Origin of the sequence: Rhodoplanes roseus (assembly GCF_003258865.1) — a bacterium.
Classification (GTDB): domain Bacteria; phylum Pseudomonadota; class Alphaproteobacteria; order Rhizobiales; family Xanthobacteraceae; genus Rhodoplanes; species Rhodoplanes roseus.
In genome coordinates this window covers 1-9076 of record NZ_NPEX01000051.1, presented here as the reverse complement: position 1 = coordinate 9076, position 9076 = coordinate 1, and the positions used below count along the sequence as shown (strand labels likewise).

The 9076-nt window shown below is 68.4% G+C and carries 8 protein-coding genes and 1 pseudogene; 7 read left to right on the top strand and 2 right to left on the bottom strand.

All coding sequences use genetic code 11. From position 1 onward, the window contains the following. Positions 1–254, top strand: a pseudogene (locus CH341_RS36410) (hypothetical protein); the annotation flags it as partial. Beyond that, a complete protein-coding gene (locus CH341_RS36405; RefSeq protein ID WP_425376168.1) occupies positions 246–581 on the top strand; it encodes a hypothetical protein in 336 nt (111 codons plus the stop codon). The pseudogene CH341_RS36410 and the gene CH341_RS36405, both read left to right, overlap by 9 nt. Here CH341_RS36405 and CH341_RS09990 read toward each other — a convergent pair. Next, positions 563–1402: a DUF1499 domain-containing protein gene (locus CH341_RS09990; RefSeq protein WP_111418889.1), complete on the bottom strand. Its 840-nt coding sequence runs from the start codon at positions 1400–1402 to the stop codon at positions 563–565. The genes CH341_RS36405 and CH341_RS09990 overlap by 19 nt on opposite strands. A gap of 175 nt (positions 1403–1577) precedes the next feature. Here CH341_RS09990 and CH341_RS09985 point away from each other — a divergent pair, with 175 nt between their 5' ends. Next, a complete protein-coding gene (locus CH341_RS09985) occupies positions 1578–2951 on the top strand; it encodes an aminotransferase (RefSeq protein WP_111418888.1) in 1374 nt (457 codons plus the stop codon). 261 nt (positions 2952–3212) lie between these two features. Here CH341_RS09985 and CH341_RS09980 read toward each other — a convergent pair whose 3' ends face one another. Beyond that, a complete protein-coding gene (locus CH341_RS09980) occupies positions 3213–3881 on the bottom strand; it encodes a L,D-transpeptidase (RefSeq protein WP_111418887.1) in 669 nt (222 codons plus the stop codon). A gap of 401 nt (positions 3882–4282) precedes the next feature. On the opposite strand from CH341_RS09980, the gene CH341_RS09975 reads away from it, so the two are divergent. From CH341_RS09975 to mmsA, 4 genes are all read left to right on the top strand, one after another. After that, entirely contained in the window at positions 4283–4474 is a 192-nt protein-coding gene (locus CH341_RS09975; protein ID WP_111418886.1) for a hypothetical protein, read from the top strand. Positions 4475–4702: 228 nt separating this feature from the next. After that, positions 4703–5677: a magnesium transporter CorA family protein gene (locus CH341_RS09970; RefSeq protein WP_111418885.1), complete on the top strand. Its 975-nt coding sequence runs from the start codon at positions 4703–4705 to the stop codon at positions 5675–5677. A gap of 166 nt (positions 5678–5843) precedes the next feature. Beyond that, the gene (locus tag CH341_RS09965) at positions 5844–7703 is read left to right on the top strand and encodes a phosphoenolpyruvate carboxykinase (GTP) (RefSeq protein ID WP_210208240.1); all 1860 of its coding nucleotides are present in this window, start codon (positions 5844–5846) and stop codon (positions 7701–7703) included. A 184-nt stretch (positions 7704–7887) separates the two neighbouring features. After that, positions 7888–9076: CoA-acylating methylmalonate-semialdehyde dehydrogenase (mmsA, locus tag CH341_RS09960; RefSeq protein ID WP_111418884.1), on the top strand; the 1189-nt coding region annotated here is incomplete at its 3' end.

The window sequence follows — 9076 nt, the reverse complement described above, 5'->3', positions numbered from 1 at the left end:
CGCGGCCCCTCAATCTCGGCGAGGTGCCGCGCATGGAGGCCTCGAACGACGTCGACTTCCGCCCCGACCAGGTGCTCGCCGACGGCGAGACGCTCGAGACCGGCGGCTTCGTCGTGGAGGCGGTGGCGACCCCGGGCCATACCGCCAACCACATGGCCTTCGCGCTGCGCGGCACCGGAATGCTGATCGCAGGCGACCACGTGATGGCCTGGGCGACCTCGGTCGTCGCGCCGCCCGACGGCGCGATGAGCGACTACATGGCATCGCTGCACAAGCTCGCCCGGCGTGACGAGATGCTCTACCTGCCCGGCCACGGCGGGGTGGTGCGCGACGCGCCGAATTTCGTCACCCAGTACATCCGCCACCGCGAGGGCCGCGAGGCGTCGATCCTGAGCCGGCTGCGCAAGGGCGCGGCCGATATCCCGACGCTGGTGCGGGCGATCTATATCGGGCTCGATCCGCGGCTCACCGGAGCCGCGGGCCTGTCGGTGATGGCGCATCTCGAGGATCTGGTGGCCCGCGGCGTGGTCGCCACCGAGGGCGTCCCGTCGCTGACCGGAAGCTACCGCCTGCTGGTCTGACCGCCCTTGGGGGGCGCGGCCGGCTTCGGGGCCGGGCGCTCCGGCTTCACCACGCTGGTGAGGTCGTCGATGTCCTCGAGCAGGCTGCGGATCCGATTCGCATTGACGCCGAAGTCGAGCCGCCCGTAGCGCGAGGACGAGCGCATGTCGATGCGCGAGCCGGTGCCGACCGCCTTGATGCGGATCGCGATGTCGTCGCGGAACGCCATGATGGGCGTCAGCGCCACCGCCTCGATGAAACCGTCGCGGCGGCCGGCCTGCGGCTGCCGGGCGTTGACGACGCGCCACTTGCGCTTGGTCACCAGCGTCATCGCCGCTTCGTAGGCGGCCTCCGGGGTGACGTTCACCATCAAGGGCTCGATGTCCGGATAGGCGGAGCGCTGCCGCTCGGCCGTGTAGAGGCCGGCGTAGAGAACCGGGTTGGCCTGCCGGGTGCGCAGCCGCGCGATCGCCTCGAAGCGCGGCGGATCGATCGCGTCCGTGGTGATGTCGGAGATCATCGGCAGCTTGGTCGCCTTGTAGCCGAGGTACGACGGGTAGGCGATGAGCGCGAGCCCGATGGCGAGGCCGGAGACGGCATGGCCGAAGCCGCGGGCGCCGGTGTGCCAGATCACCCCGAAGGCGATGAAGGCGACGACGATGCCGAGCACCGCCAGCACCAGTCCGGCGCCGAACGTGACCAGCACGGGGAGGGCGTCGAGCAGGCTCGCCCGCGCGATGACGATGGCGAGGAGCACCACCGCGAGCGAGAACAGCCCCAGTCGCCGCGACCACACGGCGAAGCGGGAGAGCGGTTCCTCGGCCAGCCGGCGGCGCGCCATCGTTCAGCCTTTCAGGGCGTGCACGGGTCGGCTCGCCGCGCGCATCGATAGTGCGAAGCGATGCGGCTGGCAACGGCCGCCGCCGCTGCGGCACACGACCCCGCGCGCACCGCGTCCGGCCCTGCTAAGGTGCCGTGTGCTGTTTTGATTTGCCCGCCTCGTGAAAGTTTCAGCCATGACCGTATTCGGAAACCAAGCCGTCCGCGACATCGAGACCGTCCTTCACCCCTACACGAATCTCGCCACCCACCGGGACACCGGCCCGCTGATGCTCGAGCGCGGGCAGGGGGTGTTCGTCTACGACACGACCGGGAAGGACTACATCGAGGGGATGGCGGGCCTGTGGTGCCTGTCGCTCGGCCACGGCAACGAGGAGTTGATCGAGGCGGCGACGTCGCAGATGCGGCGCCTGTCCTTCGCCCATCTGTTCAACGGCAAGAGCCACGATCCGGCCGTCGAGCTCGCCGAGACCCTGAAGGGCCTCGTGCCGGTGCCGACCTCGAAGGTGTTCTTCTGCAACTCCGGCTCGGAGGCCAACGACACCCAGGTCAAGCTGGTGCGCTACATGAACAATGCGCTCGGCCGCCCGGAGAAGAAGAAGATCGTGGCGCGCGACAAGGCGTATCACGGCGTCACGGTGGCGTCCGCCTCGCTCACCGGCCTCGCCGCGAATCACGCCGATTTCGACCTGCCGATTCCCGGTATCCTGCGCACCGCCTGCCCGCATTACTACCGCGGCGCGCAGGAGGGCGAGAGCGAGGACGACTTCGCGACGCGACTCGCCGCCGAGCTCGAATCCCTGATCGAGGCCGAGGGGCCCGAGACGGTCGCGGCGTTCATCGCCGAGCCGGTGATGGGCGCGGGCGGCGTCGTGGTGCCGCCGGCGAGCTATTTCCCGAAAATCCAGGCGGTCTGCGACAAGTACGACCTCTACGTCATCTCCGACGAGGTGATCTGCGGCTTCGGCCGCACCGGACGGATGTTCGGCTGCGAGACGCTCGGCTTCCGGCCCGATTCGATCTCGGTCGCCAAGGCCCTGTCGTCCGCCTACATCCCGATCGCCGCGGTCACGATTCCCGAAGCCATGTACGAGGCGATGCTGGTCGAGAGCCGCAAGATCGGCACGTTCGGCCACGGGCTCACCTATTCGGGACACCCGGTGGCGTCGGCGGTCGCGCTGAAGACCCTGGAGATCTACGCGCGCGAGAGAATCGTCGAGAAGGTCGCGGCCAAGGCATCGCAGTTCCAGGCCCATCTGCGCCGGCTCGCCGATCATCCCCTGGTCGGAAACGCGCGCGGGCTGGGTCTCGTGGGCGGCATCGAGATGGTGGCCGACAAGGCGACCAAGCAGGGCTTCGATCCGAAGAAGGGCGTCGGTGCGCGCTGCGTCGCCTTCGCCGAGCAGGAAGGGCTGATCGTGCGGGCGCTCGCCAACGACACGGTGTCGCTGTGTCCGCCGCTGATCATCTCGCCCGAGGAGATCGACGAGCTCTTCGCCCGCCTCGACCGCGCGCTCGCCCGCACCCAGGAGTGGCTGCGGAAGGGGTGAGGCTGAAGCCTCTCGCCCGGTCCGTCCGGCGTGCGGGCTGACGGCCCGCGAACCCGGAATTCCGCGACAAGTCCCGGCATCGTGGCTGGACTCCGGATTCGCCGCTTCGTGGCGTCCCGCAACGGCGCGCTTCACAACGTCCTCGCCGGGACGACGACGCGTCCGGCCCGGCATAAAAAAAAGTCCCGCGTCTCGGAGACGCGGGACTTTGAAATCGCGCCGTCAGCCCCCCAGCCCGGCGCGCAGAACGGGTCGGGTCGGTCAGTTGTGGCCGACCGCCGCCACTTTGGCGCCGCCCATCGGCGACGGCTGACCAGTGCCCGGCGCCAGCACCACTACGGTGGTGCCCGTCTTGGTCCGGCTGTAGAGGTCGATGACGTCCTCGTTGGTCATCCGGATGCAGCCGGACGAGATCGCCGAGCCGATGTATTCGGGCTGGTTGGTGCCGTGGATGCGGTACAGCGTGTCCTTGCCGTTGGCGTAGAGATAGAGCGCCCGGGCGCCGAGCGGATTGGCCGGGCCGCCCTCGACGTGGTTCGGCAGGCCTTCGATCCGCTTGTGGATGTCCGGGGTCGGGGTCCAGCCCGGCCACTCGGCCATGTTGCCGATCTTGGCGATGCCCGAGAACGCGAGGGCCTCTTCGCCCACCGTCACGCCGTAGCGGATCGCCTTGCGGTTCGGCAGCACGTAGTAGAGGAACCGCGCGTCGGAATCGACCAGGATGGTGCCCGGCGCCTCGTTGCGGTGATAGTCGACGATGTGACGCTGATACGGCGCCGGGATCGACGCCTTGGCGTAAGGCGCCCTCGCCAGCAACTCGCGGTCGCGCGGCTTCAGGCTGGCTTCCGGCGCTGGCTCCGGCGTCGCAGCCGTCACGCATGCGCCGAGCGTCAGTCCCGCCAGGACAACAACGATCGCTTTCGGAATCATCGCGGGCCCCGTCTCGTTCCTGCGTAGGTCGAAGTTCGACTCATGGTGTAACGAAAACCATCCGCCGGTTCCAGGCCGCGGAACCCCCCCGTGGCACAAAGGCCAGTGGCTGTTGCGCGATTGCCGCACATCCGGGAAATTGGCGAAAATGCGGCGCCGAGTCAGGAGTTTGCCCGACGAGCGGCATGTTTCCGGCGGTGTCCAGCAATCCGGGAATATCATGCCGCCGGCTTAACGCGTCCTTTAACATGGCGGCGCTTAACAATGGGCTTATCGGCCCATCCTATCGGCACCGAATGGCCGTGCTTCCGGACGGATTTCCACCCACTTCCGCCGAGGCGGGCCGGCAAGACGGGATCACCCGGCACGAGGCCGCCGGGGGGAGACCCAAGGAGCTCGACATGACCAAGACCGCCATTCCGCAGGCCGCCGGCGCCATCGCCGACACGGCCCACGACAAGCAATTCGCCCGCATCGGCATCGCGGCCGTCGCCGCGGCGGTGAGCTGCCAGCATCTTCCCGAGCCGGCCAAGCTGGTCCACACGGCCGAGGACGACGAGTGCTGGGGCGACGACCACGACTTCGTCGCCTGACGGCCGCGCGGGCGGACCGACCCGCGCCGGATGCGACCTGATCGCCGCACGTGACGTCTGCGCGACCGCCCGGTCGCCATGGCCATGCCGCTGATCGAGACCCGCGGGCGGCTCCCGGCCGCCTGCAGCCGGCCGGATGCCCTGCCCGAAGGGGCTTGCCGTCGGCCCCGACTCGCGCTCGATTAGGCCGCACCGCTTCGGCGGATTCCTCATCACCGCCGAGGCCCGATGCTCGCCGTCAAGCTTCTCTCCGGCACGACGCTCGAAGGGCGTGTCATCGACCCGGACGGCGAGATCCCCGAGTCCGCCGTGTGGATCGACCTCGTCTCTCCGGTCCCGCCGGAGGACAAGATGGTCGAGCGCGCGGTCGGCGTCGCCGTCCCGACCCGCGAGGAGATGCAGGAGATCGAGCCGACCAGCCGGCTCTATGTCGAGAACGGCGCCCGCTACATGACCGCCACGCTGATGTGCCGGTCCGAGTCCGAGAACCCGACCACCACGGCCGTCACCTTCATCCTGGCCGGGCACCGGCTGATCACGGTGCGCTACGACGAGCCGCGCCCGTTCAGCATCGTCGCCAACAAGCTCGCCCGGCAATGCCCGTCGGGGATCAGCGGCGAGACCGTGCTGATGGAGCTGCTCGACGCCATCATCGACCGCTCCGCCGACATTCTCGAGCGCATCGGCGGCGAGGTGGACGCCATCTCGCGCACCATCTTCGAGCCCGACCGACCCGGCTCCGGCCGCATCCCCAGCCAGGAGATCCTGCGCTCCGTCGGCCGCACCGGCGACCTCACCTCCAAGGCGCGCGAGTGCCTGGTGTCGATCGGCCGCCTGGTGCTCTACCTCGCCAACGAGGCCGACGGGCTGCGCTGGGCCAAGGACCAGCGCGCCACCCTCAAGGGCATGCAGCGCGACGTCCAGTCGCTGTCCGACCACGCGACCTATCTGGCCAACAAGATCACCTTCCTGCTCGACGCCATGGTCGGGGTCGTGACCATCGAGCAGAACAACATCATCAAGATCTTCTCGGTCGCCGCCGTGGTGCTGATGCCGCCGACCCTGGTGGCGTCGATCTACGGGATGAACTTCAAGCACATGCCGGAACTCGACTTCACGTTCGGGTATCCGATGGCTTTGATCTTGATGATCGTCGCGGCGATCGTTCCCTACGTCTTCTTCAAGCTCAAGAAGTGGCTGTGACGTCTGCGGCGCTGCACTGCACAGTGCCGCGGAAACGAGCACTCGCCGAAGGTAATGCTCGCGCATTGCGGGAATTTACCTAGACGATGCGCGGTCCCCCGCATGGCGAGGGTTAACCGAAGCTGCTATAGCGACGCGGGTATTTCAAAGGAGCGGAACGAGGGACATGCTGGCGACCACCAAGATTCCCCCCCATGTGAAAAGTGCGCGTTTGAAGGCCTGGGTTGCCGAGATGATCGCGCTGTGCAAGCCCTCGGACGTGCACTGGTGCGACGGCTCCCAGGAGGAGTACGACGATCTCTGCGAGCAGCTGGTCAAGGCCGGCACCTTCAAGCGCCTCAACCCGGCCAAGCGGCCCGGCTCCTACCTGGCCCTCTCCGACCCGAGCGACGTCGCCCGTGTCGAGGACCGCACCTACATCTGCAGCCACAAGAAGGAAGACGCCGGACCGACCAACAACTGGGTCGATCCGCGCGAGATGAAGGCGACGCTGACCAAGCTGTACGACGGCTGCATGGCCGGCCGTACGATGTACGTGATCCCGTTCTCGATGGGCCCGATCGGCTCCGACATCGCCTATATCGGCTACGAGATCACCGACTCGGCCTACGTCGCCACCAACATGAAGCTGATGACCCGCATGGGTCGCGCGGTCGACGAGGCGCTGGGCGACAGCGACGTGTTCGTGCCGTGCCTGCACTCCGTCGGCATGCCGCTCTCCCCCGGCCAGAAGGACATTCCGTGGCCGTGCAATCCGACCGTGAAGTACATCGTGCACTTCCCGGAGGAGCGGCTGATCTGGTCCTACGGCTCCGGCTACGGCGGCAACGCGCTGCTCGGCAAGAAGTGTCTGGCGCTGCGCATCGCCTCGGTGCTGGGCCGGGACGAGGGCTGGATGGCCGAGCACATGCTCATCCTCGGCGTCACCGACCCCAAGGGCCGCAAGACCTACGTGGCCGCCGCGTTCCCGAGCGCCTGCGGCAAGACCAACTTCGCCATGCTGATCCCGCCCAAGGAGATCGAGGGCTGGAAGGTCTCGACCATCGGTGACGACATCGCCTGGCTGAAGCCGGCGGCCGACGGCAAGCTCTACGCGATCAATCCGGAAGCCGGGTATTTCGGCGTCGCGCCGGGGACGAACTACAAGTCCAACCCCAACGCGATGAAGACGATCGAGTCGAACACCATCTTCACCAATGTCGCCCTCACGGACGACGGCGACGTGTGGTGGGAAGGCATGGACGGTGATCCGCCGGCCCACGCCATCGACTGGCAGGGCAAGGACTGGACGCCCGACTGCGGCCGCAAGGCGGCGCATCCGAACAGCCGCTTCACCGTGCACGCCTCGCAGAACCCGGCGATCGATCCGGACTACGAGAACCCGAAGGGCGTGCCGATCTCGGCGCTGATCTTCGGCGGTCGCCGCTCGACCGTGACGCCGCTGGTCTACCAGCCGCTCTCGTGGGCGTTCGGCGTCTACGCCGCCGCGACCATGGGCTCGGAGATGACGGCCGCCGCCTTCGGCAATATCGGCGAGGTTCGCCGCGATCCGATGGCGATGATCCCGTTCTGCGGCTACCACATGGGAACCTACTTCAACCATTGGCTCGACATGGGCCGCAAGTTCCCGATCCCGCCGCGCATCTTCTGCGTCAACTGGTTCCGCAAGGACAAGGACGGCAAGTTCCTGTGGCCGGGCTACGGCGAGAACATGCGGGTCCTGAAGTGGATCGTCGAGCGTGCCAACGGCAACGCCCGCGCCGTCGAAGGCCCGCTCGGCTACTCGCCGACCTACGAGGATCTCGACTGGCGCGGCATCGACTTCACCCGCGACCAGTTCGAGGAGGTGATGTCGGTCGACCGCGCCGAGTGGATGAAGGAGATCCTCAGCCACGAGGAGCTGTTCATCAAGCTGTTCGACCGCCTGCCGAAGGAGCTGCTCGCCGTGCGCGACCTGATCCTCAGCGGCCTGTATCGGTCTCCGAACCGCTGGCAGCCGCCGGACTACGGCACGATCAACAGCTAGGCTTTCTCGCCTGCAGCGAGACGCGACGGCCGGGCCAAAAGCCCGGCCGTTTCCGTTCGGGCCGGGCCTGCGCCGCGCCGGGGCACACCCCCGCACCAATGCTCCGATTGGTCGCTGCGCCCGGCTTCATGTCGCGGGACGATCGCGATAGGATCGGCGGCCTACCCTCAGAGAGTCTCCCCTGATGACCGTCGAAATTCCGCATCACATCGCCGGCGCGCGCGTGTCCGGCCGCAGCGGCCGCTCCGCGCCGGTGTTCAATCCCGCCACCGGCGAGGTCACCGGCACGGTGCCGCTCGCCGGGCGCGACGAGGTCGACGCCGCCGTCGCGGCCGCGCGCCGTGCGTTCCCGGCCTGGGCCGCGACCCCGCCGCTGCGCCGCGCCCGCATCCTCAACCGCTTCCTGCGCCTGCTCGAGGAGCGCACCGGCGAGATCGCCGCCGTCATCACGGCCGAGCACGGCAAGGTGCTGTCGGACGCGAAGGGCGAGGTGCAGCGTGGCCTCGAGGTGGTCGAGTTCGCCACCGGCGCGCCGCAGCTCCTGAAGGGCGAGATCACCGAGGACGTCGGCACCCAGGTCGACAGCCATTCGGTGCGCCAGCCGCTCGGCGTCGTCGCCGGCATCACGCCGTTCAACTTCCCGGCCATGGTGCCGCTGTGGATGTTCCCGGTGGCGCTCGCCTGCGGCAACTGCTTCGTGCTGAAGCCGTCGGAGCGCGATCCCTCCGCCGCCCTGCTGCTCGCCGACTGGCTGAAGGAGGCCGGCCTGCCAGACGGCGTGTTCTCGGTGGTGCACGGCGACAAGGAGGCGGTCGACGCGCTGCTGCTGCATCCCGACGTCGCCGCCGTGTCGTTCGTCGGCTCCACCCCGATCGCGAAATACATCTACGAGACCGCGGCGCGGACCGGCAAGCGCGCGCAGGCGCTGGGCGGCGCCAAGAACCACATGATCGTGATGCCGGACGCCGATCTCGACCAGGCCGTCGACGCCCTGATGGGCGCCGCCTACGGCTCGGCCGGCGAGCGCTGCATGGCGATCTCGGTCGCCGTGCCGGTCGGTGAGAAGACGGCCGACGCGCTGATCGCCCGGCTGGCGCCGCGGGTGCGGGCCCTCAAGATCGGGCCCGGCACCGATCCCGAGGCCGAGATGGGGCCGCTGGTGACGAAGCAGCATCTCGACAAGGTTCGCGGCTATGTCGATCTCGGCGTGCAGGAAGGGGCGGAGCTGGTCGTCGACGGCCGCGGCCTCAGGCTGCAGGGCCACGAGAACGGCTTCTTCATCGGCGGCACGCTGTTCGATCGCGTGACCCCCGAGATGCGTATCTACAAGGAGGAGATCTTCGGCCCCGTGCTGGCGGTCGTGCGCGCGCACG